Below are 22742 nucleotides of genomic sequence, written 5' to 3'. Positions count from 1 at the left end.
GCGCATTTATCGTCAATGTCTGCGCCGCTGTCAAAATCCGTCTGCAACAATCGACGGTTCGCGGCGCGCAGGGCAGTCCCTGAGCGGGCAGATCCGGCAACTGACCCCGACATCGCGCACCTCGCCCTCGCTTCGGTCCGATCCGTCGGGCAGGATCAGCATATGCGCCCGCATCAACGCCGGCCGCTCGAAGGTTGCCGGGGCAAGCTGCTCGGCGACAGCCAGCGCCAACACCGTCTCCTGCCCACGTCCCGCCTGGCGCAGGCGCACCCGAACCGGCACTTGCGGTTGCCCAAGCACCTGGAAAAGCGGCCAGAGTGCGCAGGCCCCGGCATCGCGCGGCATCGCGAAACGCGGGAACGGGCGGCGATGGATCAACGCGCCCGACGCATCGCATGTCACCAATCCGACCAGCCCCACCTCGCTTTCGGGCAGCGACGCGATGCGCCGGAAAACCGCGGGCAGATCACCGCCAAAGAGCTGCGCAAGCCGCTCGGGTGCGGGATCGCGGCGCATTTCCTCCAACAGCGGTTTTAGCGGCAGGCGTTCGGCATCCGCGCGGTATTGCTCCAGCGCGTCCAGCGCCAGCCGCCGCGCCGCATCCGAAACCAGCGCCCCGGCCTGCTCCACGATCTTCTTCGCAACCTGCGGCCCCGCGCCGACTTCGAGCGCCGGGAAATGGAAATCGTTGGCCGACAGGAACGCCAACAGCTCGTCCTGCGGCGACTTGATCTCGACCTCGGTATTGGCCGCCCCCTCAAGATAGCGCACCAGCGCCTCGGCGCCTTCGGCAAGCCGGCGGCTGTCTTCGTCGATATTGCGGTGAAAGCGGTTCTGCCATTCGGGCTCCAGCGCCTCGGTCTCGACCAGGATCGACGAGGTCGAGCGGATCGCGGTCACCGTCGAGATCACCTCGTGCAGCGAATCCGCCAGATGCGGGTCATGCGCCAAGCGGTCCGTCAGGGTCTCGACCGTGCGCTGCAGGGCCCCGGCGCGGCCATGCAGGTCCACCAGCAGGCGCGCCCAGCCCGGAAAGCGCCCGGCGAATTCCTCGGTGCGGTCGGTCTCGACGCCTTGCGCGGCCTGGGCGCCCGCAGCTTCGCGCAACCCGGTGATCAGCGTCGCCTCGGCCCCCTCGGAAAGCAGCGCGGGCTCCACCTCCAACGCATCGGCGATATCGAGAAGGGTCTTACCGCCGATTCTGCGCCGGTTATGTTCGATCAGGTTCAGGTAAGACGGCGAAATCCCGACACGGCGGGCCAAATCGGACTGCCGAATGCCGTTCATCACGCGTCTTTCGCGGATGCGGCTGCCGATCATCGAGCTTTCAGGCATCGGAAATTTTCCTGCAATTCGCGCGCCTTCAGCGCATTATTTGCAACTTTTTTACAATAATCACTTTCGTGTTGTCGAGTTTTTTACAAAAAAATCGTTCAAGTAAAAGCAGTTGTTGCGAAATTTTCTTTCTTCTTGCGATAATGCGTTTGCACATCTGTGCCACGTGGGGGAGCGCAGAGGAGGCGTATCCCCCATGCATTTCATAATGGGAGGATATCTATGTCCAAATCCAATCTCACGCGTCGTGGATTGCTGAAAACCAGCGCGGTTGCCGGTGCCGGCATCGCACTGCCGACGATCTTCACCGCTTCCTCGGCCGCAGCATACACCAACGAGCCGACCGGCTCTTCGGTAACGCTTGGCTTCAACGTGCCGCAGACCGGCCCCTATGCCGACGAGGGCGCAGACGAACTGCGCGCCTACGAACTGGCGGTCGAGCACCTGAACGGTGGCGGCGACGGCGGCATGATGAACACCTTCAGCTCCAAGGCTCTCGACGGATCGGGAATCATGGGCAAGAAGGTCGAGTTCGTCACCGGCGACACGCAGACCAAATCCGACGCTGCCCGCGCATCGGCGAAGTCGATGATCGAAAAGGACGGCGCCATCATGATCACCGGCGGCTCGTCCTCGGGCGTCGCTATCGCTGTGCAGGGTCTCTGCCAGGAGGCCGGCGTGATCTTCATGGCGGGCCTGACCCACTCGAACGACACCACCGGCAAGGACAAGAAGGCCAACGGTTTCCGTCACTTCTTCAACGCCTACATGTCAGGCGCCGCCCTGGCGCCCGTGCTTGAGAAACTCTACGGCTCTGACCGCAAGGCTTATCACCTGACCGCCGACTATACTTGGGGCTGGACACAGGAAGAATCGATCGTCGCCTCGACCGAGGCACTGGGCTGGGAAACCGTGAACACGGTCAAGACCCCGCTGGCCGCGACCGACTTCTCGTCCTACATCGCACCGGTTCTGAACTCGGGCGCCGACGTTCTGGTCCTGAACCACTACGGCGGCAACATGGTCAACTCGCTGACCAACGCGGTTCAGTTCGGCCTGCGCGAAAAGCAGGTGAACGGCAAGAACTTCGAAATCGTCGTTCCGCTCTATTCGCGCCTGATGGCCAAAGGTGCCGGCGAGAACGTGAAAGGCATTCACGGCTCGACGAACTGGCACTGGTCGCTTCAGGATGATGCCTCCAAGGCATTCGTCAAATCCTTCGGCGAGAAATACGGCTTCCCGCCGAGCCAGGCCGCACATACCGTCTACTGCCAGACCCTGCTTTATGCGGATGCCTGCCAGCGTGCGGGCACCTTCAACCCCTGCGGTGTCGCAGAGGCCCTGGAAGGGTTCGAGTTCGACGGTCTGGGCAACGGCAAGACGCTTTATCGCGCCGAAGACCACCAGTGCTTCAAGGATGTTCTGGTCGTGCGCGGCAAGGAAAACCCGACCAGCGAGTTCGACTTGCTGGAAGTGGTCGAAGTCACGCCCGCTGCACAGGTCACCTACGAACCGGATCACCCGATGTTCGCAGGCGGCAACCTGGGTACCTGCAACCCCGGCGCCTGAGGCCTTCAAGGTGTCCGGCCGCGTGTTGACGCGCGGCCGGACACGATCCGTCACCATCGGATAAACCACCACTTCTCTTAACCCACGGGTGGGAACAATGGACGCTATTATTCTGCAAATCCTGAACGGGCTCGACAAAGGCTCGGCCTACGCGCTGATCGCGCTTGGCCTGACGCTGATCTTCGGCACGCTCGGCGTGGTGAACTTCGCGCATGGCGCGCTGTTCATGATCGGTGCCTTCTGCGCGGTCACACTGTCGAAGATCTTCAACCTCAGCTACGAGGTCATCGACGAAAGCCAGACCGACTTTCTCGGCAACCCCCTCAAGGTCAAGACGCCCTATGTCGAAAGCTGGTTCGGCCCGGAACTGGGCGGCGCGATCATCGACTGGGCGGTGCCCCTGGCGATCCTGTTCTCGATCCCGATCATGATCGCCATCGGCTTCATCATGGAGCGCGGCCTGATCAAGCATTTCTACAAGCGTCCACATGCCGACCAGATCCTCGTGACCTTCGGCCTGGCCATCGTGCTTCAGGAGATCATCAAGTATTTCTACGGCGCCAACCCGATACCCACCCCGGCGCCCGAGGCGCTGACCGGCAGCTTCGATTTCGGCGCGTTCCTGGGGTTCCAGGCCAACGCCGTCATCTATCCCTACTGGCGCCTGGTCTATTTCGCCTTCGCGGCCGTGATCATCGGCGGGGTCTTCGCATTCCTGCAGTTCACCACCTTCGGTATGGTGGTGCGCGCCGGCATGGCCGACCGTGAAACCGTCGGTCTCCTCGGTATCAACATCGACCGCCGTTTCACCATCATGTTCGGCATTGCCGCCGCGGTAGCGGGGCTTGCTGGGGTGATGTATGCGCCGATCAATTCGCCGAACTACCACATGGGCATGGATTTCCTCGTGCTCAGCTTCGTCGTGGTCGTGGTCGGCGGCATGGGCTCACTGCCCGGTGCCGTTCTGGCCGGGTTCCTCCTCGGAATCCTCGAGAGCTTCGCGTCGATGAACGAGATCAAGTCGATCTTTCCTGGTATCGACCAGATCATCATTTATCTCGTTGCAATCATCATTCTGCTGACGCGTCCCCGTGGCCTGATGGGCCGCAAGGGCGTGATGGAGGACTAAGCCATGTTCGGTCTCGACAAGAAAGACACCACGCTCCTTATCATCGTGGCGGCCCTGACCCTGGCAGCGCCGTTCCTCCTCAACCCGTTTCCCACCGACAGTGCCATGGCACAGTTCAACGCGGGCTATCCCGACCTGATGCAGCGCTTCGTGATCTTCGGTATCTTCGCGATCGGCTTCAACATCCTGTTCGGGCTGACCGGCTACCTTTCCTTCGGCCACGCGGCGTTCCTCGGGGTGGGCAGCTATTCCGCGGTCTGGATGTTCAAGCTGCTCAGCATGAACGTCCTGCCGGCGATCCTACTGTCGGTTGTCGTCGCCGGGGTTTTCGCTCTTCTGATCGGCTTCGTGTCGCTGCGCCGCTCGGGTATCTACTTCTCGATCCTCACCCTGGCCTTCGCGCAGATGAGCTTCAACCTCGCCTATTCGGTGCTGACACCGATCACCAATGGTGAAACCGGCCTGCAACTGACGCTGGACGACCCGCGCGTATTGGGCAGTTCGTCCACGGCGGATGGCTCGATCCCGGTCACCAACCTGTTCGGCGCCGAAATGCGCGCGACCTACGAGATGGTGGTTGGCCCCTGGAACTTCCAGTTCAACACCGGCTATTACCTCAGCGCGATCCTGATGCTCCTGTCCTTCTACCTGGCGATCCGGATCTTCCGCTCGCCCTTTGGGATGATGCTGCGCGCGGTCAAGTCCAACCAGACCCGGATGAACTATACAGGCCTCAATTCGCGCCCCTATACACTGGCGGCCTTCGTGATCTCCGGCATGTATGCCGGGCTTGCCGGCGGCCTGATGGCCTCGATGGACCCGCTTGCGGGCGCCGAGAGGATGCAGTGGACCGCCAGCGGCGAAGTCGTTCTGATGACCATCCTGGGCGGCGCGGGCACGCTGATCGGCCCGGTTCTGGGTGCAGGCTTCATCAAGTATTTCGAGAACATCTTCTCGAAGATCAACGAAGGCATCCTTCACAGCTGGTTCTCGTTCATGCCTGACGGGCTCGAGGATACGCTGATCGCACTTGTCTATCCCTTCATCGGCAAGGGCTGGCACCTGACCCTGGGCATTCTGTTCATGCTCGTGGTGATCTTCCTGCCCGGCGGCCTCGTCGAAGGCGGCCAGCGGATCGGCCGGCTCTTCCGTCGCAAGAAAAGCGGCCAGGAGACCGACAAGTCCACCCAGTCCACGCCTGCGGAATAAGGAGAGGGATCAATGGGTATCCTCGAAGTCAAGAACGTCAACAAGCGTTTCGGCGGCCTTCAGGCCCTGGGCGATGTCAATCTCAGCGTGGCCGAGAACTCCTGCCACGCCATCATCGGCCCCAACGGCGCAGGCAAGTCCACCCTGCTCAACGTGCTGGTGGGCAAGCTGATCCCGGACACCGGCAGCGTCATGTTCGACGGCCAGTCGGTGCTGGGGCGCAAACCGTTCGAAATCAACCAGATGGGCATCTCGCGCGTGTTCCAGACCCCCGAGATCTTCGGCGATCTCAGCGTGCTGGAAAACATGATGATCCCGATCTTCGCCAAGCGCGACGGATCGTTCCGGATGCATGCGATCGAAAGCAGCGCCCAGGAGAAGGAGATCATCGAAAAGGCCGAGGCCATGCTTGAAGACCTCAACATGGCCGACAAGCGCCATTTCCATTCCGCCTCGATGAGCCGCGGCGACAAGCGCCGCCTCGAGATCGGCATGTGCCTGGCGCAGAACCCGCGACTCTTGTTGCTCGACGAGCCCACCGCTGGCATGGCGCGGGCCGACACCAACAACACCATCGACCTGCTCAAGCAGATCAAGGACGAGCGCGACATCACCATCGCCATCATCGAACATGACATGCATGTGGTGTTCTCGCTCGCCGAGCGGATCACCGTGCTGGCGCAGGGAACACCGCTGGTCGAAGACACGCCCGAAAAGATCAAGGGCCACCCGAAGGTGCGCGAAGCCTATCTCGGCGAAGCGGCCTAAGAAGGAGATCACGAGATGAACGTCAAACCGGACTTCTCCAAGGGCAAGAACTACGCCGAAACCGCCCCGGCCTTTCTCTCGGTCTGGGAAATGCAGGCCTATTACGGCGAAAGCTATATCGTCCAGGGGATCAGCTTCAACGTCCACGAGGGCGAGATCCTCGCGCTTCTGGGCCGCAACGGTGCGGGCAAGACAACCACCCTGCGCGCCATCGCGCGGATGGACAGCCCACAGATGAACCACGGCGAAGTCTGGCTGGATCACCAGGCGCTTCACAACATGAAGAGCCACGAGGCCGCGGCCGCCGGTATCGCGCTGGTGCCCGAGGATCGTTGCATCATCCCCGGCCTCACCGTCGAGGAAAACCTCGAGCTGGCTCAGATCGCACCGCCCGTCGGCTGGTCGATCGATCGCCTCTACGAACTGTTTCCCCGACTCGCCGAACGCCGCCGCCAGGAGGGTGTGACCCTGTCGGGCGGCGAACAGCAGATGCTGGCCGTGGCCCGCGCCCTGGCGCGCGACATCAAGGTGCTGCTGCTTGACGAACCCTATGAAGGGCTTGCCCCGGTGATCGTCGACGAGATCGAAAAGACCCTTCGCCTGATCAAGGAGCAGGGCATCACCACGATCCTCGTCGAACAGAACGCCGTGCGCGCGCTGGAACTCGCCGACCGTGCCGTGATCCTCGACACCGGCTCGATCGTTTTCGACGGTTCCGCCTCCGAAGTCCTCGAGAACGAGGAGCTGCGCGCCGAATACCTGGCGATCTGAACGCGCCTCATGGTCCTGGCGGCGCTTGCATAAGCGCTGGCAGGCCCCTACCCTTTCTGCGAAATTCAAGAACGTAAAGGTCCGACATGTCCGACAAGATTTATCCCCCCTCAAAAGAATTCGTCGCCGGGGCCCATGTGGACGCCGACCGTTATGAAGACCTCTACGCCGCCTCGATCAACGATCCCGAGGCCTTCTGGGCCGAGCACGGCAAGCGCGTCGACTGGATGAAACCCTTCACCAAGGTGAAGAACGTCGATTTCACATTCGGCAATGTCTCGATCAAATGGTTCGAGGACGGCACGCTCAACGTCGCGGCCAATTGCATCGACCGCCACCTCGAAACCCGTGGCGATCAGACCGCGATCATCTGGGAACCCGACGAACCCGGCGACGCGGCCCGCCACATCACCTATCGCGAATTGCACGAAAACGTCTGCAAGATGTCGAACGTGCTCAAGAATCTCGGCGTCAAGAAGGGCGACCGGGTGGTGATCTACCTTCCGATGATCCCCGAGGCCGCCTATGCGATGCTGGCCTGCGCGCGGATCGGCGCGATCCATTCCATCGTCTTTGCGGGCTTTTCTCCCGACGCTCTGGGTGCGCGGATCAACGGCTGCGATGCGCGGCTCGTGATCACGGCCGACTCAGCCCCGCGCGGCGGTCGCATGACCAAACTCAAGGATAACGTGAACCAGGCACTCCTGCATGACGTCAATGACGTGAAATGCCTTGTGGTGCAGCGCAGCGGCGACCAGATCGCGTGGCGCTCCGAAGGCGATTACTGGCTGCATGAGGAGCTCGAGAAGGTCGATTCCGACTGCCCGCCCGAGGAAATGAACGCCGAAGACCCGCTGTTCATCCTCTATACCAGCGGCTCCACCGGCCAGCCCAAGGGCGTCGTCCATACCCAGGGCGGTTACCTCGTCTGGGCGGCGATGACCCACGAGCTGACCTTCGACTATCACCGGGGCGACGTGTTCTGGTGTACCGCCGATGTCGGCTGGGTCACCGGCCACAGCTACATCGTCTATGGCCCGCTGGCCAATGGCGCGACCACACTGATGTTCGAGGGCGTGCCCACCTACCCCGATGCCGGGCGGTTCTGGGCGGTCTGCGAAAAGCACAAGGTCAACCAGTTCTACACCGCCCCCACCGCGATCCGCGCGCTGATGGGCCAGGGCAACGACTTCGTCGAGAAGTACGATCTCTCGGATATCAAGGTGCTGGGCACCGTCGGCGAACCGATCAACCCCGAAGCCTGGAACTGGTATAACGAGGTGGTCGGCAAGGGAAACTGCCCCATCGTCGACACCTTCTGGCAGACCGAGACCGGCGGCCACCTGATCACCCCGCTGCCCGGCGCCATCGCCACCAAACCCGGCTCGGCAACCAAGCCCTTCATCGGCGTGCAGCCGGTGGTGCTGGAAACCGAATCCGGCAAGGAGATCACCACGACCGAAGCCTCGGGCGTGCTAGCCCTCAAGGATAGCTGGCCGGGGCAGATGCGCACCGTTTGGGGCGATCACGATCGCTTCCAGGCCACGTATTTCCAGCAATACAAGGGCTATTACTTTACCGGCGATGGCTGCCGGCGCGATGCTGACGGCTATTACTGGATCACCGGGCGCGTCGATGACGTGATCAACGTCTCCGGGCACCGCATGGGCACCGCCGAGGTCGAATCTGCTCTCGTCGCGCATTCCAAGGTCGCCGAGGCCGCGGTCGTGGGCTATCCCCACGACATCAAGGGCCAGGGCATCTATGCCTATGTCACCCTGATGACCGGCGAAGAACCCAGCGACGAGCTGCGCAAGGAGCTCGAGGCATGGGTGCGCGCGGAAATCGGTCCGATCGCCAAGCCCGACCTGATCCAGTGGGCGCCCGGCCTGCCCAAGACCCGTTCGGGCAAGATCATGCGCCGCATCCTGCGCAAGATTGCCGAGAACGATTACGGCAGCCTCGGCGACACCTCGACCCTTGCCGATCCCAGCGTGGTCGACGATCTGATCGAGAACCGCCGCAACCGCTGATCCGCCCGCACATGGCGCGCATATCGCCCCCCGCACGGCCCCGGCCCTGCGGGGGTTTCTTTTTGTCGCTAACAAGCGAGACCAGCGTCGCTATCGTCCTATTGTAGGCGGCAGGGTGCCGACAGATCCGGCGCCACCACCTTTAACATCCGGACGAGACCCCATGTCGTTGCTGGCACCCGACAGCCCGAGACTGCCCTCCCGTGCGCTGCACGGCATTCTCTGCGTCGAAATCGGGATGCTGCTCTTCGTCGCCCAGGACGCGATGATGAAGACCATGCTTGAATCCTATCCGGTCTGGCAGTTGATCTTCGTGCGGGCGGTCGTGTCGGTGCTGTTGCTGCTGCCGCTGGTGGCGCTTCTGGGGGCGCCGCACCGGCTGCGCACGCCCCTCTGGCCGCTGCATCTTGCGCGGGCCATGCTGTTCTCGCTGGGGTTTTCGATGTTCTACGCGGCCTTCCCCTATATGGGGCTGGCCGAAGTGACCACGATCTTCTTCTCGGCGCCGCTGATCACCGCCCTGATGGCGACGGTGTTTCTCAAGGAAACCATCGGTATCCACCGGGCCTGGGCGCTGGCTGTGGGGTTTGTCGGCGTGATCATCGCGATGAACCCCGCAGGCGAGGCGTTTTCCTGGGTCGCCGCTCTGCCGCTGACCTGCGCCGTGACCTATGCCGCGTCGCAGATCATCGCCCGGCGCATCGGCGACCGCGAAAGCACGCTGACCGTGGGGCTATACACGCTTGGTTTCTCGGGGCTGATGATCCTGCCGATGGGCTGGGCCTTCAACCAGATCCTACCGCAGGGGGCGGGCTTCGCGCATCTTGCCTGGCCGCCCGTTTCGGTCTCTTTCGCGGACCTGCCCGGCCTCGCGCTTCTCGGCCTCCTGGGGATGGCGGGTTACATGCTGTTGTCGCGCGCCTATCAGGTCGCCAATGCCAGCCTCGTGGCGCCGTTCGATTATACCTATCTTCCGTTCGCGGCGCTGATGGCCTATGCCCTCTGGGATGAAATTCCACCAGCCAACACGCTGATCGGCATGGCGCTGATCGTGGGCAGCGGGCTCTACCTTGGCTATCGCGAATTGCGCGCCGGGCGCGACACGCCCGAGCCCGCCATCGTCGCCGAAGGGGTCTTCGTGCCCGGCAGCCCACTGCCCCAGCAGATCCCCGAGGAGGAAGACGCCCTTTGACTCATACCGCCTTGAACCTGCCACAGCGTGATCTGCGTGGCATCGTCATGGTGTTCTGCGCCGGGGTGCTGTGGTCTACCGTGGGGCTGGGCATTCGCCTGATGGAGGATGCGCTGGTCTGGCAGATCCTGTTCTATCGCTCGGTCAGCCTCTCGCTGCTGCTTTACGTGGTGATCCGCCTGCGCAGCGGGCGCAGCCCCTTCGCGCTGGCCCGCGCCACCGGGCTGCCCGGTGTGATCGCGGGGCTGTCGCTGGTTGGTGCCTATACCGGCGGGATCTACGCCGTTCAGACCACGTCGGTGGCCAACGCGATGCTGCTTTTCGCCAGCGCGCCCCTGCTGGCGGCGGTGCTTGGCCGGGTGATCCTGAGCGAATCCGTCCGCCCCCAGACCTGGGTGGCGATTGCCGTGGCCTGCGCAGGGATCGTGGTGATGGTCTGGGACAAGACAGGTGATTCGGCGCTCAGGGGAAATCTGGCCGCGCTCGGCTCGGCAACGGGCTTCGCGGTCTTCACCGTGGCCCTCCGATGGGGGCGCGCCGGCGAAATGATGCCGGCGGTTTTCCTCTCGGGTCTGTTCGCCGTTCCGATCATGGGCGCGATCTGCCTCGGGTCCGGCCTCTCGCTGGTGGTCTCGCCGCATGATACCGCGCTCTCGCTTGGCATGGGCGTGTTCCAGGTCGGCGCCGGACTCATCCTGTATACCATCGGCTCAAAGACCGTTCCGGCAGTGGAACTGACGCTGCTTTCGCTTGCCGAAGTGGTGCTTGGCCCGCTCTGGGTCTGGCTGGCTCTGGGCGAAACCGCCACCGCCAACACGCTCCTGGGCGGCGCGGTCCTGCTTGGCGCAATCGCCGGAAACGCGCTTTCCGGCGCCCGGCGCAAGCCGCCTCCGCCGATCGTGTGACCTCACGGGGCTGCATGAGCCGCGTCAGCATGTTAGTCTGATCCGGCCTTCGACCAACAGCATTTCAAAGAGAGGTCAAGACAATGCAGAAGACACTTATTGCCACCGCCTTCGCAGCAAGCCTGGCATTGACCGGCTGCATGACAGCAGAGCAGGAACGCCAGGCCGCAGGCGCGGCAATCGGCGGCAGCCTGGGGCTGATCACAGCCAAGGCGCTCGGCGCCAATGACAACTGGACGGTGGTCTCGACGCTGGCAGGGGCCGGCGCGGGCGTGCTCGTCGCGCGTAACCGCAACAACAATACCTGCGCCTATTCGCGCGGCGATGGCACCTATTACCGTGCCGCCTGCCCCTGACAAGGCATGATGACATCAGGGCGTCGCGCAGCAAAGCGCGGCGCCCTTTTTCATGTCAGCCCCGCCCGCGATAGGGCGCAACCCCCTGATCGGGAATCCAGACATCACTGGGCATTTCTCCGGTCTGGTAGAACACGTCGATCGGGATACCGCCGCGCGGATACCAATAGCCCCCGATCCGCAACCACCTGGGCTCAAGGAAATCGGCCAGGCGGCGCGCGATCGTCACGGTGCAATCCTCGTGAAAGGCGCCGTGATTGCGAAAGCTCCCCAGGAACAGCTTGAGCGACTTGCTTTCCACCAGCCATTCGCCCGGCACGTAATCGATCACCAGGTGCGCGAAATCCGGCTGCCCCGTCATCGGGCAGAGCGACGTGAACTCGGGTGCGGTGAAACGCACGTTATAGGCCACATCCGCCTGCGGGTTCCTGACCCGCTCCAGCTCGGCCTCATCGGGGCTCTGGGGCATCGCCGCCATGCCGCCCAATTGCTTGAGATCCTTGTAGATATCGTCGCTCATATCGTCTTTCCCGTCATACGCCGCGCTTGTTGCCCCACAGCATCACATGCAATTGCGGCAAGACCCGCGCCTGAAACCATCCATCCTGCGTGACCTTGTCCACAAGCCAGCGCATCCGCTCATCGACGCCCGCCTGATCGACCAGCGCATGATCGTCGTCGGGCGGCGGCGGCGTGTGGTTGCCCGGCTGCAAGAACAGCGGCAAATGCGGATAGCGCGCCGCCACGCCCTGCGCCCATTGGTAATCTGTCTCGTCGAAGATGACGATCTTCATCACCATATCCGCGCCCTGCCCCGCATCGACGCAGGCCTGGAACGCGGTCCAATCCACCTCCATCCCGCTCGAGGGCGGCTTGGGGCTGAGCACCAGCATGTCGAGATCGCGAAACCAGTCGCGCGCCACCGACCCCTGCGTCTCCAGCGCAAAGCAATAGCCCTTGTCGTGGCCCAGCCCGATCAGCCCCGCCAGGGGCTGGATCGCCGGGTTGCCACCTGACAGCGACACCAGCAAGGGCCGCCCGCCCGACAGGCGCGCAACCTCATCCATGACCGCCTCGGCGCTCATCGGGATCCAGCTCTCGCGATAGGCGCTTTCCACGGCATGCAGACTGTCGCACCACGAACAGCGGTAATCGCACCCGCCAAGGCGCACGAACACCGTCGGCACGCCGATCAGCGCGCCCTCGCCCTGGATCGTCGGGCCGAAGATCTCGGACACGCGAAGCGGGGTTTCGTCGCTCACGGCCGATACTCCGCCCATGTCTTCGGGGTCTCGCTCACGCGCACGGCCGTTACCTCGGGCCATTGCGCATGGCACCACTGAAAGAAATGCTTCGCCATGCGCTCGGCGGTGACGCAATCGTCGCCCAGCACATCGTTGAGGTGCCGGTGATCCAGTTCCTCGTCGATATAGCGCTTCAAACCCGCCAGATCGTGGTAATCGCGCACGAAACCGTGCTGGTTCAGCGTCTCGGAGCGCAGTTCCACGACGACAATGTAATTATGCCCGTGCAGGCGCGCGCATTGATGATCCTCGGGCAGGCCGAACAGCTGATGCGAGGCCGAGAAATGGAATTCCTTGGTGATCGTGTACATCACGCGACTCCCACGGTTTCGCGCCAGAAATCGGGATCGCCGTATTCGGTCGGGTCCGCGACCCCCGCAAGGTGAAACGCCTCTCGCCGCTCGACGCAGGTGCCACAGCGCCCGCAATGCACCTCGCCGCCCTTGTAGCAGGACCATGTCTGCGCAAACGGCGTGCCGTGGCGCGCGCCCTCGGTCACGATATCGGCCTTCGAGCCATTCACGAAAGGCGCATAGAGCGTGACATCCGCCACCCCCTCCAGCGCCCTCGCTTCCATCGCCTGAAAGGCGTCGATGAAACCGGGGCGGCAATCGGGATAGATGAAATGATCGCCGCCATGCACCGCCACGGCCACCGCATCCGCGCCCTCCGCCGCGGCCATGCCGAATCCCACAGCCAGCATGATCGCGTTGCGGTTGGGCACGACCGTCACCTTCATGGTTTCCTCTGCGTAATGCCCGTCCGGCACATCCACATCATCCGTCAGCGCCGACCCCGACAGCGCCGCACCGACGCCGCGCAGATCAACCACCCGATGCATCACACCCAGGCGCTCGGCGCAAAGCCGGGCGAAATCCAGCTCCTTGGCGTGGCGCTGTCCGTAGTCGAACGACAAAAGCCCCGCCAAATCCTGTTCGGCGGCGACCTTGTGGGCAAGCGAGACGGAATCCAGCCCGCCTGAGCAGATGACAATCGTCTTCATGATCTCGAGTCCTTGTTTTGAGCGGGTAGGCTGCGACCGCATGAAGCGCATCTAAGCGTTTCGGGTCTCGATGACAAGCATCGGCCTTGGCCCGTTGCGGTGCGGATTTCAACGCCGGTCTTGGATCGGTGCGTAGCAGCGGGCATACTCGCATGATGGAGATCGACGCCCTCGCCTTTGAACATGCCCCGGTCGGGCTGACGCTGCTGGAAAACCGCATCATTCGCCGCTGCAACCTCCAGTTCGCGGCGACCTTCGGCGGCGAAACGGCGGATTTCATCGATGTGCCGCTGGCGCGCTACTACCCTTCGATCGAGGATTACAGCCGCATCGGCGAACGCGCGCTGGCGATCATGCGCGACACCGGGCGCTATAGCGACGAGCGGGTGATGAAGCGCCGCGACGGCACGCTGTTCTGGTGCCGCGCGCGCGGGCAATCTGTCACGCCCGAAGACCCGTTTCGTCGCGGCGTCTGGTCCTTTACCGACCTCTCCGATGAACGCCCCGTTGTCGAACTGACCCGGCGCGAGCGCGAAGTCGCCATCCTCACCTGCCGGGGCATGACGTCCAAGGAAATCGGGCTGGAACTCGGGCTCAGCTACCGCACCATCGAAGTCTATCGCGCGCGTCTTCTCGACAAGTTCCAGGCGCGCAAACTCGCCGAACTCGTGGCCAAACTCTCGGGGATGCCGCTCTGAATTCGGCAAGAGGTCGCGTCTCACGGCTTTTCCCCTCGCAATCGCGGACAAACTGCCCCAGTTTGCGGGGAATTGACCGCTTTTCTAAGCCTCCCGCATGGCCTATAAGCGGCGAAAATCAAAAACACGATGGCGCGACGGCGTCCATCGCCAGCGTTCGAGGACCCCAATGTCGAACAAGACCCATGATTCAGACGTGACCTTCATCAAGGCCCTGGCCGAACTCCTGAACGAGAACGACCTCACCGAATTGCAGGTCAAGCGCGAATATGGCGATCATGACGCGCTCAGCGTGCGTGTCAGCCGCAAGCAGGAGGTCATCAACCACGTCACCGCCCCGGCACCCGGCCCCGCCGCACTGCCGTCGCCGACCGCACCCGCCTCCGGCCCGGTGGCAACGGGCGGCGCTTCGGGCGATGCGAGCGCGACCGACGACCCCGCCAGCCATCCCGGCGCCGTGACCTCGCCGATGGTCGGCACGATCTACATGCAGGCCGAACCCGGCGCGCCTTCCTTCGTCAGCGTCGGCGACAAGGTGGCCGAGGGCGACACCCTGCTGATCGTCGAGGCAATGAAAACCATGAACCACATCCCCGCCCCGCGCGGCGGCACCGTCAAGCGCATCCTCGTCGAGGACGGCGCAGCCGTGGAATACGGCGCACCCCTGATGATCATCGAATAAGGGCTCCTGCGCATGTTCGACAAGATCCTGGTAGCTAACCGCGGCGAGATCGCGCTGCGCGTCATCCGCGCCGCACGCGAGATGGGCATCCACACCGTCGCGGTGCATTCCACCGCCGACGCCGATGCGATGCATGTGCGCATGGCCGACGAATCCGTTTGTATTGGCCCGCCGTCCAGCTCCGAAAGCTACCTGTCGATCCCCGCGATCATTGCCGCCTGCGAGGTCACCGGCGCGCAGGCGATCCATCCGGGCTACGGCTTTCTGTCCGAGAACGCGAATTTCGTGCAGATCGTCGAGGATCACGGCCTTACCTTCATCGGCCCGACCGCCGAACATATCCGTGTCATGGGCGACAAGATCACCGCCAAGGACACCATGAAGGCGCTCGGCGTGCCGTGCGTGCCGGGCTCGGACGGCGGCGTCCCCACGCTCGACGAGGCCCGCCGCCTTGGCGGCGAAATCGGCTACCCGGTGATCATCAAGGCCACCGCAGGTGGTGGCGGGCGCGGCATGAAAGTCGCCGAAACCGCCGCCGACATGGAAAAGGCCTTCATGACCGCGCGTTCCGAATCCAAGGCGGCATTCGGCAATGACGAGGTCTATATAGAGAAATACCTCCAGAAGCCGCGTCATATCGAGATCCAGGTCTTCGGCGATGGCAAGGGCCGCGCCGTGCATCTGGGCGAACGCGACTGCTCGCTCCAGCGCCGCCACCAGAAGGTGCTCGAAGAGGCCCCCGGCCCCTGCATCACCGAAGAGGAGCGCGCACGCATCGGCAAGATCTGCGCCGAAGCCGTGGCCGCGATCAACTATACCGGGGCGGGTACCATCGAATTCCTCTACGAGGACGGCGAGTTCTATTTCATCGAAATGAACACCCGCCTGCAGGTGGAACATCCCGTGACCGAGGCGATCTTCGGCGTCGATCTTGTGCAGGAACAGATCCGCGTCGCCGAAGGCCACCCGATGTCCTTCACGCAAGAAGACCTGGTCATCAACGGCCACGCCATCGAAGTGCGCATCAATGCCGAGAAGCTGCCCGATTTCGCGCCCCGTCCGGGCCGGATCACGCAGTTCCACGCCCCCGGCGGGCTGGGCGTGCGGATAGATTCGGCGCTTTATGACGGCTACACGATCCCGCCCTATTACGACTCGCTGATCGGCAAGCTGATCGTGCATGGACGCGACCGCAACGCCGCCCTCACGCGCCTCAGCCGCGCACTGGGCGAACTGATCGTCGATGGGGTCGATACAACCGTGCCGCTGTTCCACGCCCTGTTGCAGGAACCCGATATCCAGTCGGGCAACTACAACATCCACTGGCTGGAAAAATGGCTCGCCACCAACCTTCAGGGCTGAGGCGCGCGCCTCAGCCACTTGGGATCAAGGTGAAGCCGCGGCATTGCGACCCAGCGGCCGCAAGGCTCTGGAACCAATGCCCATCCCCGGCCCCGGCACAAACATCGCCGAATCCGCGATCACATGGCGACATCCACCCGCCAGCACCGCATGGCGCGCCTGCGCCTGGTTGCCCCCACCGGTTCATGATCTTGAACAAGCATCATGTGGCGCCTTTGCCCTGACTCTCTTGCCGGTCCAACACCGCAAAGGGTAGTGAAGGATCAACTCCACCCCGCCGCCACCGGAAAAGCCTGCGAATTCTCATGAGTGATGCCACCGCCCCGCTGACCCCCGAGCTCCTGATTCAGGCCTATGGCGCCGGGCTGTTCCCGATGTCCGAGCATCGCGACGACCCCGAGATTTTCTGGGTCGACCCGCACTTTCGCGGCATCCTGCCGCTCGACGGGATTCACGTCTCGCGGTCGCTGGCGCGCCGGATCCGGCGGGGCGGCTACACGGTGACGCTCGATTCGGATTTCTCGGGCGTGCTCGATGCCTGCGCCGACCGCGCCGAAACCTGGATCAACGCCGAAATCCGCCGCCTCTACGTGGCACTGCACAGAATGGGGCGCGCGCATTCCCTCGAGATATGGCAGGACGGCGAACTGGCGGGCGGGGTTTACGGCGTGGTCCTGGGCAGCGCCTTCTTTGGCGAAAGCATGTTCTCGCGCCGGCGGGATGGCTCGAAACTTGCGCTGGTCCATCTTTGCGATCACCTGCGCAGCTGCGGGTTCACCCTGTTTGACACACAGTTCATCACGCCGCATCTGGCCAGCATGGGCGCGATCGAAATCACCCGCGCGGCGTATCGCGCGCATCTGCGCAATGCCCTTGCATTGCCTGCCTCGATCCTCGCGCAGCCCCTATGCAGCGACCGCTACTCGGTCCTGCAACGCAGCACCCAGACGTCGTAGCGCGCATGCTGCATCGCGTTGAGCGCCGGTGACGAGGCGATCATCCAGCCCTTGAATACAGGTGTCTCGACCTTGGGCTCCGTCACGGTGAGAAAGGCAAAGGCATCCGCCGCCGCGTCCCCGGCCGGATAGCGGCATTCCTGCAAGGTGACGGTCAGCTTGCCAAGCGCGCCGCTCTCGCCGGCCGCCAGCGTCAGGTCCACCGAGGTGCCGTTGATCTTGTCCAGCCCGCGCAACACCGCCCCGGTGCCGATCGACACCTCCTGCGCCTGCGTCGCCACCCCCGCCGCCAGCGCCAGCGCCAGGCTCAGGATCGCCGCCCGCAGTTTCATTCCGGGGTGCTTTCCTGATCGTCGCCCGCCACGAATTTCATCAGCAGCGACACCAGGCTCACCGAACTCTGGGTGAACTCGATCTCGTCGCCCGGCGCGAAATAGAACGGCGACCCACCGGGCAGGATCTCGACGTAATTGCCGCCCAACAGCCCCTCCGAGCTGACCGAAACCGCACTGTCATCGGGCACCTCGATGCCTTCGGTTACGGTGAATTCGGTAATCGCGCGATAGGTGGTCGGGTCCAGCGCTATGGTCGTGACGCGGCCCACCTTGACCCCCGCCATGCGCACATCGGTGCCCACATCGACCCCGTCGGCGCTGCGGAAACTTGCGCTCAGGCGGTATTCGCCCTGGCCACCGGCCGAAAAGCCTGTGACCTGCCCCGCATAGATCAGGAACCCGACGGCAGCCGCCAGAACGGCCCCGCCCACAATCACTTCCGTGGTGCTTTCCGACATATCAAACGCGCCCTTATTCCGGCGTCCACGCCTCGTAATCGCGCCGCTCTACCGGCTGGGCGCGGCGGATCGAACCCGCCGGGGCATAGGCCAGCGCCGTGCCCGTCAGGTTTTCCTCATGCGGCTTTTCCCACGGCTTGTGCACCAGCGGCGTTTCCGAGGGCGGCTCGTCATAGGTCCGGTGCAGCCAGCCATGCCAATCGGCGCTGATCCGGCTGGCCTCGGCCTCGCCGTTGAAGATGACCCAGCGCCGGTCGCCTTCGCGCGAGCGGTAAAAGATGTTTCCCTGCTCGTCCTCGCCTACCTTCACGCCCTTGCGCCACGTATAGAACTGGGTGTTGAGCGTCTGCCCGTTCCACCAGGTGACCGCACGCAGAAGGGTGTTGAGAATGCCCATGGGAACCTCCGATAAGTTGCCCCCTGATATGGCGCAATTGGCGGCAAAGGTCCAGTGCGCGATGCATGCATGCGCGACGCTCCTGCCACGCCCTCGTGCACCGCCTACCAGTAGTCGGGATTGTCGAAGGCGGCGACGCATCGCGCCCGCCCCCTGATCGGCTCGAGCGGCGCATCGTTCAGCGTTTGCGCCTGCCAGCCCTCGGGCTGGCTGAGCGGCAATGGGGCCGGCACCACCTCCTCAGTGACCGGCACGAATCCGGTCCGGGAATAATAGGCCGGATCGCCATAGGTCACCGCCACGTCCACGCCGCGACCGCGCAGCGCGTCGAGCCCGTGCGATATCAGCGCCTGCCCGATCCCCTCGCCCTGGCACCCGGTCGCGACGGCAACGGGTGCCATAAGGAATACATCGCGCGGATCGTCCTCGAATGTCAGGCGCGTGAACAGGATGCAGCCGGCGATCGCTTCATCGCGCCACGCCGAAAACACGATGATGTCCGCGGCTGGGGTCCGATCCAACAGCGCTGCGGTCAACAGGCCGATGGCTCGCCCCTCCTCGGGGCCTTCCGCGTCCGAGAACGCATCAGTGAACAGCCCGATGATGGCCTCGCGATCATCCCTGAAACCCGTGCGTATGCGCATTCCCCTTACCCTTCCCGTACAATTCGCGCGAACCAACCGCCGCGTAATGAAAAACCTGCCGCGGGAGCCGCGACAGGTTCAGGTTGTCTTTCTCCGGCAGACACGTCGTGACAGCGCCGTGGCCGGCTCAGCCCGCCGAGGCGCCTTCCTTTTTCTGATCGGCATAGATGATCAGCGGGGCAGCATCCGAATTCACCGCCTCTTCGTTGACCACGACCTCTTCGACGCCTTCCATGCCAGGCAGCTCGAACATCGTGTTGAGCAGGATATCCTCGAGGATCGAGCGCAGCCCGCGCGCGCCGGTCTTGCGCGCGATGGCGCGCTTGGCGATCGCCTTCAGCGCATCGTCGGTAAAGGTCAGCTGCGCGTTTTCCAGCTCGAACAGGCGCTGGTATTGCTTGATCAGCGCGTTCTTCGGCTGGGTCAGGATCGTGACCAGCGCATCCTCGTCCAGATCTTCCAGCGTCGCGATGACCGGCAGGCGGCCGACGAATTCCGGGATCAGGCCGAATTTCAGCAGATCCTCCGGTTCGAGATCCTTGAACACCTCGCCGGTGTTGCGGGCATCCACGTCGCGCACATCGGCACCAAAGCCCATGGCGCTGCCCTTGCCGCGCTGCGAAATGATCCGCTCGAGCCCCGCAAAGGCGCCGCCACAGATGAACAGGATATTGGTCGTGTCCACCTGCAGGAATTCCTGCTGGGGGTGCTTGCGCCCGCCTTGCGGCGGCACCGCGGCGACGGTGCCCTCCATCAGCTTCAGCAGCGCCTGCTGCACGCCCTCGCCCGACACGTCGCGGGTGATAGAGGGGTTCTCGGATTTGCGGGTGATCTTGTCGACCTCGTCGATATAGACGATGCCACGCTGCGCGCGCTCGACATTGTATTCGCTCGACTGCAACAGCTTGAGGATGATGTTCTCGACATCCTCGCCCACATAGCCCGCCTCGGTCAGCGTGGTGGCATCGGCCATCGTGAAGGGCACATCCAGAATCCGCGCCAGCGTCTGCGCCAGCAGGGTCTTGCCGCAGCCGGTCGGACCGATCAGCAGGATGTTGGATTTCTGCAGCTCGATATCGTTCTTGCCCGAATGATTGAGCCGTTTGTAATGGTTGTGAACCGCCACCGACAGCACCCGCTTGGCCATCGCCTGACCGATCACGTAATCGTCCAGAACCTCGCAGATTTCCTGAGGCGTCGGCACGCCCTCGCTGGATTTCAGCCCCGCACTCTTGGTTTCCTCGCGGATGATGTCCATGCACAGTTCGACACATTCGTCGCAGATGAACACCGTGGGGCCCGCGATCAGCTTGCGCACCTCGTGCTGGCTTTTGCCGCAGAAGCTGCAATAGAGGGTGTTTTTGCTGTCGCCGCCAGAGTTATTCGACATTGCGTACCTTTCGGGCCGTGCCCAGCAGTTTCCCGCCCCCTCGGGGACGGTCTCTTGATCCCTTCCCAGCCAGCTTAAGACAGGTGGTTGAGCACCACAATGTCAAAATGGCTGGCATTCGCCCAACCCCGGAGGGCCGGGCGCTCAGCTGCCCTCGCCCTCGGTCTTGACCCGGTTCTCGACGATCTCGTCGATCAGACCCCAGGATTTCGCTTCCTCGGGCGACATGAAGTTGTCACGCTCCAGCGCATCCTCGACCTTCTTGAGCGTCTGCCCTGTATGACGCACATAGATCTGGTTCAACCGTTTCTTGAGCTTCAGCGTCTCTTCGGCGTGGATCATGATATCCGTCGCCTGGCCCTGGTAGCCGCCCGAGGGCTGGTGGACCATGATTCGGCTGTTGGGCAACGAGAAGCGCATGCCCTTTTCGCCCGCCGTCAGCAGCAGCGACCCCATCGAGGCCGCCTGCCCGATGACCAGCGTGCTGACCTTGGGCTTGATGTACTGCATCGTGTCATAGATCGACAGACCGCTCGTCACCACGCCGCCGGGGCTGTTGATATACATGCTGATCTCTTTGGACGGATTCTCGGCCTCGAGATGCAAGAGCTGTGCCACGATCAGGCTGGACATGCCGTCATGCACCGGCCCGTTGACGAAGATGATCCGCTCCTTGAGCAGGCGCGAGAAGATGTCATAGGCCCGTTCACCCCGGCTGGTCTGTTCGACCACCATGGGCACCAGTGTATTCATGAAGGTATCGTAAGGGTCTGTCATATCTGCCCGCCTGTTAGAATGTTTCGATCTTTACCGCTCAGGTGCTAACGGAGTCTTAGTCTCGCGCCCCAGACGCTGCAAGGGGAAGCGCCATTGTTTTACTTGCCGCGCCGGGCGGCGCGGATCATGCCGTTTCATGCGAAAACCCCCGGCATCGCTGCCGGGGGCTTCGTCTTGCTTGGTATGGCCGCGCGGTGTTCAGCCGAACATGTCCTCGGTGATTCCCGCATACCAGCCGATGCTTTCCTCATAGGTCGCCTTGCGCAGGGCCGCATCCTCGCCGGTGTCGCTGATGAACCCGTCCACCTTCGAGATCTTCTCCTCGGTCGCCTCGTAGGAAGCGCCCACCTTCACGCCGTCATCGGTGTCGATGAGGCTCCAGCAGGTGTTCGAGAACTTGGCCGGGAACACCTTGGACCCGGTCAGCGCGCCGCGCACCGCCATGGCCGCGACCTTGGCCTGGCTGTTGGCCGAGAAACCCGACTTGGGCATGTCGCCCTGGCTGGTGGCGTCGCCTAGAACGTGGATGTTCTCGTCCATGCGCGACTGCATCGTCGCGGGCACCACCGGCGCCCAGTTGCCCTCGGTGATCCCCGCCATGTCGCAGATGCGCCCGGCCTTCTGCGCAGGGATCACGTTGCAGACATCGACCTTCTCGACCGTGCCGTCGATATTCAGCGTCATCGCATCGGGATCGACGCTGACATTGCCGCCGCCGAAATCCGGGCCGATCCGCTCGATCATGCCGCTATAATGCTTCTGCCAGCCCTCCTCGAACAGCGCCTGCTTAGAGAACTTCTCCTTGGGGTCGGCAATCAGGATCTTGGCGGTCGGATTGATCTCCTTCAGGAGGTGCGCGACCATGCTGATCCGCTCATACGGCCCCGGCGGGCAACGGAACGGGTTGGGCGGGGCGACCATCGCAAACCGTCCCCCCTCCGGCATCGCCTCGATCTGCGCCTTCAGCAGCTCGCTCTGGCTGCCGGCCTTGTAGGCATGGGGCATCTTGTTCTGCGCCGCGACGCTCCAGCCGGGCACGGCATCGTCGACAAAGTCGATACCGGGGCTCAGGATCAGCCGGTCATAGGGCAGCACCGCACCCCCTGCCAGCGTCACGGTCTTTGCGTCGCGGTCGATGCCCACGGCCCAGTCATGCACGACATTGATACCGTATTCGCTCGCGAGCGTGCCATAGCTGTGCCCGATCGAGCTCAGCTCGCGGAAACCGCCGATATAGAGGTTCGAGAAGAAGCAGGTGTAGTAGGCCCGGGTGGGCTCCACCAGCGTCACGTCGATCGCGCCGTCGCTGTCCTTCGCAAGATAGCGCGCCGCCGTCGCGCCACCCGCTCCGCCGCCCACGACCACGACGCGCGGTTTGCCCTGCGCCCTCAGCATCGGGGCCGACAACATCGCCGCCGCGGCAGCGCCGCTGCCGATAAAGGCTCGTCTGTTCAAGGTCATTTCAGTCT

25 protein-coding genes are annotated in these 22742 nt (G+C 63.4%); 13 read left to right on the top strand and 12 right to left on the bottom strand.

The features are described from left to right. Positions 1-30: 30 nt before the first annotated feature. Complete coding sequence (locus tag ROH8110_RS02770; RefSeq protein WP_085816239.1) at positions 31-1335, bottom strand: helix-turn-helix domain-containing protein; 1305 nt, start codon at positions 1333-1335, stop codon at positions 31-33. 222 nt (positions 1336-1557) lie between these two features. On the opposite strand from ROH8110_RS02770, the gene ROH8110_RS02765 reads away from it, so the two are divergent. From ROH8110_RS02765 to ROH8110_RS02725, 9 genes are all read left to right on the top strand, one after another. Further along, entirely contained in the window at positions 1558-2904 is a 1347-nt protein-coding gene (locus ROH8110_RS02765; RefSeq protein WP_085816238.1) for a substrate-binding protein, read from the top strand. A 97-nt stretch (positions 2905-3001) separates the two neighbouring features. After that, a complete protein-coding gene (locus ROH8110_RS02760) occupies positions 3002-4033 on the top strand; it encodes a branched-chain amino acid ABC transporter permease (protein WP_085816237.1) in 1032 nt (343 codons plus the stop codon). A 3-nt stretch (positions 4034-4036) separates the two neighbouring features. Continuing rightward, positions 4037-5242, top strand: a complete 1206-nt coding sequence (locus ROH8110_RS02755) for a branched-chain amino acid ABC transporter permease (RefSeq protein ID WP_085816236.1) — start codon at positions 4037-4039, stop codon at positions 5240-5242. A gap of 12 nt (positions 5243-5254) precedes the next feature. Beyond that, complete coding sequence (locus ROH8110_RS02750) at positions 5255-6010, top strand: ABC transporter ATP-binding protein (RefSeq protein WP_085816235.1); 756 nt, start codon at positions 5255-5257, stop codon at positions 6008-6010. A 15-nt stretch (positions 6011-6025) separates the two neighbouring features. Then, complete coding sequence (locus ROH8110_RS02745) at positions 6026-6781, top strand: ABC transporter ATP-binding protein (RefSeq protein WP_085816234.1); 756 nt, start codon at positions 6026-6028, stop codon at positions 6779-6781. 86 nt (positions 6782-6867) lie between these two features. Then, positions 6868-8814, top strand: a complete 1947-nt coding sequence (acs, locus tag ROH8110_RS02740) for an acetate--CoA ligase (RefSeq protein WP_085816233.1) — start codon at positions 6868-6870, stop codon at positions 8812-8814. A 163-nt stretch (positions 8815-8977) separates the two neighbouring features. Continuing rightward, positions 8978-10006, top strand: coding sequence for a DMT family transporter (locus tag ROH8110_RS02735; protein WP_085816232.1), 1029 nt, complete (start codon positions 8978-8980; stop codon positions 10004-10006). Positions 10007-10053: 47 nt separating this feature from the next. After that, positions 10054-10911 carry a DMT family transporter gene (locus ROH8110_RS02730; protein WP_085816960.1) on the top strand — a complete coding sequence of 286 codons (858 nt, stop codon included), beginning with the start codon at positions 10054-10056 and terminating at the stop codon, positions 10909-10911. Positions 10912-10994: 83 nt separating this feature from the next. Continuing rightward, complete coding sequence (locus tag ROH8110_RS02725; protein WP_085816231.1) at positions 10995-11267, top strand: YMGG-like glycine zipper-containing protein; 273 nt, start codon at positions 10995-10997, stop codon at positions 11265-11267. Positions 11268-11322: 55 nt separating this feature from the next. On the opposite strand, the gene queF is transcribed toward ROH8110_RS02725, so the two are convergent. Genes queF through queC form a run of 4 tightly spaced genes read right to left on the bottom strand, consistent with a single transcriptional unit; the run spans position 11323 to position 13574 of the window. Continuing rightward, positions 11323-11787, bottom strand: a complete 465-nt coding sequence (gene queF / locus ROH8110_RS02720) for a preQ(1) synthase (RefSeq protein ID WP_085816230.1) — start codon at positions 11785-11787, stop codon at positions 11323-11325. A 13-nt stretch (positions 11788-11800) separates the two neighbouring features. After that, positions 11801-12547 (bottom strand): 7-carboxy-7-deazaguanine synthase QueE, encoded by a 747-nt coding sequence (gene queE / locus ROH8110_RS02715; RefSeq protein ID WP_085816229.1) that lies wholly within the window; start codon positions 12545-12547, stop codon positions 11801-11803. Further along, on the bottom strand, positions 12526-12882 hold the full coding sequence (gene queD / locus ROH8110_RS02710) for a 6-carboxytetrahydropterin synthase QueD (protein WP_085816228.1): 357 nt from the start codon (positions 12880-12882) through the stop codon (positions 12526-12528). Before queD ends, queE begins: the two co-directional genes overlap by 22 nt. Continuing rightward, the gene (gene queC, locus ROH8110_RS02705; RefSeq protein WP_085816959.1) at positions 12882-13574 is read right to left on the bottom strand and encodes a 7-cyano-7-deazaguanine synthase QueC; all 693 of its coding nucleotides are present in this window, start codon (positions 13572-13574) and stop codon (positions 12882-12884) included. Before queC ends, queD begins: the two co-directional genes overlap by 1 nt. Positions 13575-13729: 155 nt before the next feature. Here queC and ROH8110_RS02700 point away from each other — a divergent pair, with 155 nt between their 5' ends. From ROH8110_RS02700 to aat, 4 genes are all read left to right on the top strand, one after another. Then, on the top strand, positions 13730-14272 hold the full coding sequence (locus ROH8110_RS02700) for a helix-turn-helix domain-containing protein (protein ID WP_085816958.1): 543 nt from the start codon (positions 13730-13732) through the stop codon (positions 14270-14272). Between the two features lie 169 nt (positions 14273-14441). Next, positions 14442-14954: an acetyl-CoA carboxylase biotin carboxyl carrier protein gene (gene accB, locus ROH8110_RS02695; protein WP_085816227.1), complete on the top strand. Its 513-nt coding sequence runs from the start codon at positions 14442-14444 to the stop codon at positions 14952-14954. Positions 14955-14966: 12 nt separating this feature from the next. Next, on the top strand, positions 14967-16316 hold the full coding sequence (gene accC, locus ROH8110_RS02690) for an acetyl-CoA carboxylase biotin carboxylase subunit (protein WP_085816226.1): 1350 nt from the start codon (positions 14967-14969) through the stop codon (positions 16314-16316). Positions 16317-16621: 305 nt separating this feature from the next. After that, the gene (gene aat, locus ROH8110_RS02685) at positions 16622-17272 is read left to right on the top strand and encodes a leucyl/phenylalanyl-tRNA--protein transferase (RefSeq protein WP_085816225.1); all 651 of its coding nucleotides are present in this window, start codon (positions 16622-16624) and stop codon (positions 17270-17272) included. Here aat and ROH8110_RS02680 read toward each other — a convergent pair. The 7 genes from ROH8110_RS02680 to ROH8110_RS02650 form a co-directional block, all read right to left on the bottom strand. Next, positions 17236-17604, bottom strand: a complete 369-nt coding sequence (locus ROH8110_RS02680) for a DUF2155 domain-containing protein (RefSeq protein ID WP_085816224.1) — start codon at positions 17602-17604, stop codon at positions 17236-17238. The genes aat and ROH8110_RS02680 overlap by 37 nt on opposite strands. Then, positions 17601-18065: an outer membrane lipid asymmetry maintenance protein MlaD gene (mlaD, locus tag ROH8110_RS02675; RefSeq protein ID WP_085816223.1), complete on the bottom strand. Its 465-nt coding sequence runs from the start codon at positions 18063-18065 to the stop codon at positions 17601-17603. The genes ROH8110_RS02680 and mlaD overlap by 4 nt, the downstream gene beginning before the upstream one ends. 13 nt (positions 18066-18078) lie before the next feature. Beyond that, complete coding sequence (locus tag ROH8110_RS02670; protein ID WP_085816222.1) at positions 18079-18462, bottom strand: NADH:ubiquinone oxidoreductase subunit NDUFA12; 384 nt, start codon at positions 18460-18462, stop codon at positions 18079-18081. A 104-nt stretch (positions 18463-18566) separates the two neighbouring features. Beyond that, complete coding sequence (locus ROH8110_RS02665; RefSeq protein WP_085816221.1) at positions 18567-19106, bottom strand: GNAT family N-acetyltransferase; 540 nt, start codon at positions 19104-19106, stop codon at positions 18567-18569. A 127-nt stretch (positions 19107-19233) separates the two neighbouring features. Next, positions 19234-20496: an ATP-dependent Clp protease ATP-binding subunit ClpX gene (gene clpX, locus ROH8110_RS02660; protein WP_085816220.1), complete on the bottom strand. Its 1263-nt coding sequence runs from the start codon at positions 20494-20496 to the stop codon at positions 19234-19236. Positions 20497-20640: 144 nt separating this feature from the next. Further along, positions 20641-21273 carry an ATP-dependent Clp protease proteolytic subunit gene (locus tag ROH8110_RS02655; protein ID WP_085816219.1) on the bottom strand — a complete coding sequence of 211 codons (633 nt, stop codon included), beginning with the start codon at positions 21271-21273 and terminating at the stop codon, positions 20641-20643. A 198-nt stretch (positions 21274-21471) separates the two neighbouring features. Then, positions 21472-22734: an NAD(P)/FAD-dependent oxidoreductase gene (locus ROH8110_RS02650; RefSeq protein WP_085816218.1), complete on the bottom strand. Its 1263-nt coding sequence runs from the start codon at positions 22732-22734 to the stop codon at positions 21472-21474. Between the last annotated feature and the right edge of the window lie 8 nt (positions 22735-22742).

Source organism: Roseovarius halotolerans, assembly GCF_900172255.1.
GTDB classification, from domain to species: domain Bacteria; phylum Pseudomonadota; class Alphaproteobacteria; order Rhodobacterales; family Rhodobacteraceae; genus Roseovarius; species Roseovarius halotolerans.
This window is presented reverse-complemented; position numbering and strand designations above follow the sequence as displayed.

Bases quoted from the DNA above. Each gene is read 5' to 3' on its own strand.
- ROH8110_RS02765 (WP_085816238.1), top strand. From the start codon at position 1,558: ATGTCCAAATCCAATCTCACGCGTCGTGGATTGCTGAAAACCAGCGCG.
- aat (WP_085816225.1), top strand. From the start codon at position 16,622: ATGAGTGATGCCACCGCCCCGCTGACCCCCGAGCTCCTGATTCAGGCC.
- ROH8110_RS02730 (WP_085816960.1), top strand. From the start codon at position 10,054: ATGGTGTTCTGCGCCGGGGTGCTGTGGTCTACCGTGGGGCTGGGCATT.
- ROH8110_RS02760 (WP_085816237.1), top strand. From the start codon at position 3,002: ATGGACGCTATTATTCTGCAAATCCTGAACGGGCTCGACAAAGGCTCG.
- ROH8110_RS02745 (WP_085816234.1), top strand. From the start codon at position 6,026: ATGAACGTCAAACCGGACTTCTCCAAGGGCAAGAACTACGCCGAAACC.
- accC (WP_085816226.1), top strand. From the start codon at position 14,967: ATGTTCGACAAGATCCTGGTAGCTAACCGCGGCGAGATCGCGCTGCGC.
- clpX (WP_085816220.1), bottom strand. From the start codon at position 20,496: ATGTCGAATAACTCTGGCGGCGACAGCAAAAACACCCTCTATTGCAGC.
- queF (WP_085816230.1), bottom strand. From the start codon at position 11,787: ATGAGCGACGATATCTACAAGGATCTCAAGCAATTGGGCGGCATGGCG.
- ROH8110_RS02725 (WP_085816231.1), top strand. From the start codon at position 10,995: ATGCAGAAGACACTTATTGCCACCGCCTTCGCAGCAAGCCTGGCATTG.
- queD (WP_085816228.1), bottom strand. From the start codon at position 12,882: ATGTACACGATCACCAAGGAATTCCATTTCTCGGCCTCGCATCAGCTG.
- ROH8110_RS02735 (WP_085816232.1), top strand. From the start codon at position 8,978: ATGTCGTTGCTGGCACCCGACAGCCCGAGACTGCCCTCCCGTGCGCTG.
- ROH8110_RS02650 (WP_085816218.1), bottom strand. From the start codon at position 22,734: ATGACCTTGAACAGACGAGCCTTTATCGGCAGCGGCGCTGCCGCGGCG.
- ROH8110_RS02700 (WP_085816958.1), top strand. From the start codon at position 13,730: ATGGAGATCGACGCCCTCGCCTTTGAACATGCCCCGGTCGGGCTGACG.
- mlaD (WP_085816223.1), bottom strand. From the start codon at position 18,065: ATGTCGGAAAGCACCACGGAAGTGATTGTGGGCGGGGCCGTTCTGGCG.
- acs (WP_085816233.1), top strand. From the start codon at position 6,868: ATGTCCGACAAGATTTATCCCCCCTCAAAAGAATTCGTCGCCGGGGCC.
- ROH8110_RS02770 (WP_085816239.1), bottom strand. From the start codon at position 1,335: ATGCCTGAAAGCTCGATGATCGGCAGCCGCATCCGCGAAAGACGCGTG.
- ROH8110_RS02750 (WP_085816235.1), top strand. From the start codon at position 5,255: ATGGGTATCCTCGAAGTCAAGAACGTCAACAAGCGTTTCGGCGGCCTT.
- ROH8110_RS02655 (WP_085816219.1), bottom strand. From the start codon at position 21,273: ATGACAGACCCTTACGATACCTTCATGAATACACTGGTGCCCATGGTG.
- ROH8110_RS02670 (WP_085816222.1), bottom strand. From the start codon at position 18,462: ATGGGCATTCTCAACACCCTTCTGCGTGCGGTCACCTGGTGGAACGGG.
- ROH8110_RS02680 (WP_085816224.1), bottom strand. From the start codon at position 17,604: ATGAAACTGCGGGCGGCGATCCTGAGCCTGGCGCTGGCGCTGGCGGCG.
- queC (WP_085816959.1), bottom strand. From the start codon at position 13,574: ATGAAGACGATTGTCATCTGCTCAGGCGGGCTGGATTCCGTCTCGCTT.
- queE (WP_085816229.1), bottom strand. From the start codon at position 12,547: ATGGGCGGAGTATCGGCCGTGAGCGACGAAACCCCGCTTCGCGTGTCC.
- accB (WP_085816227.1), top strand. From the start codon at position 14,442: ATGTCGAACAAGACCCATGATTCAGACGTGACCTTCATCAAGGCCCTG.
- ROH8110_RS02665 (WP_085816221.1), bottom strand. From the start codon at position 19,106: ATGCGCATACGCACGGGTTTCAGGGATGATCGCGAGGCCATCATCGGG.
- ROH8110_RS02755 (WP_085816236.1), top strand. From the start codon at position 4,037: ATGTTCGGTCTCGACAAGAAAGACACCACGCTCCTTATCATCGTGGCG.